The organism is Parendozoicomonas sp. 2304DJ65-17, assembly GCF_058148445.1.
In genome coordinates this window covers 1-331 of sequence record NZ_JBYVJV010000035.1, presented here as the reverse complement: position 1 = coordinate 331, position 331 = coordinate 1, and the positions used below count along the sequence as shown (strand labels likewise).

1 tRNA gene is annotated in these 331 nt (G+C 52.0%); it reads right to left on the bottom strand.

Going from position 1 to position 331, the window contains the following annotated elements:
* Positions 1-2: 2 nt before the first annotated feature.
* Positions 3-76 (bottom strand) — tRNA-Arg (locus ACY2RR_RS24435).
* Positions 77-331: the final 255 nt, after the last annotated feature.

Here is a 331-nt window from a genome sequence, read left to right as displayed (position 1 = left end):
GGCGCGTCCTGGAGGATTCGAACCTCCGACCGCCTGGTTCGTAGCCAGGTACTCTATCCAGCTGAGCTAAGGACGCATTCAACGGCGGCAAACTATAGGGATTTGACTGCCCAGAGTCAACCAGAAATACCGCAAACTTCCACACCCCAACACTCTACAGAGCATCTGACAATCAGATACAAAAAAGCCGACACAAAATTGCGCCGGCGCTCTCAAAAGAGGGGGAGATTGAGACAAGAAGTCTTTTCTAAAAAGAAAATGGCGCGTCCTGGAGGATTCGAACCTCCGACCGCCTGGTTCGTAGCCAGGTACTCTATCCAGCTGAGCTAAG